A 459-nucleotide genomic window follows, 5' to 3' on the forward strand; every position below is an offset into this window, starting at 1 on the left:
GCGACGTGGCATACGCCTGACGGCGCGCACACGCCTTCCTGCTTTTCGACGCGCGCGTTCTTCCATCGATCGGCCCGACACCCATGCCCTCCTCCGAACCGGACCGCAAGCCCTGCCACGAGTGCAGCAGCCGTCTCCAGTGCCTGATCGGCCGCCAGAGCGACGCGGGGCGTGCGCCGTGGGCCGCGCTGGTGGAAGAGCGCCGCTTCCGCAAGGGCGACGTGCTGCAGCGCCAGGGAGACACCGCGCAGTCCGTGGCCGTGCTCAAGGTGGGCACGGCCCTGCTGCAGCGCACCGGGGTGGACGGCACCGACGTGCCGCGCATCGTGTTCACCAAGGGCGGCGCGCTCTGGCTGGAGGACATGAACGGCCTCGATTGCGAGGTGCTGGGCCTGGACTGGACGGCCAACCTGGCGCGCGCCCGCGCCCTGGTGGGCGGCGCCGTGGACGGCCCGGGCA

General features: G+C 72.8%; 1 protein-coding gene. It reads left to right on the forward strand.

Features of this window, described 5'->3' with window-relative positions; all coding sequences use genetic code 11:
• Positions 1 to 83 precede the first annotated feature (83 nt).
• The coding region (locus JZ791_RS47415; protein WP_216903962.1) for a uroporphyrinogen decarboxylase family protein at positions 84 to 459 on the forward strand (376 nt) is incomplete at its 3' end.

It is taken from the genome of Nocardia alni (genome assembly GCF_019038435.1).
In the GTDB taxonomy this organism is placed as follows: domain Bacteria; phylum Actinomycetota; class Actinomycetes; order Mycobacteriales; family Mycobacteriaceae; genus Nocardia; species Nocardia alni.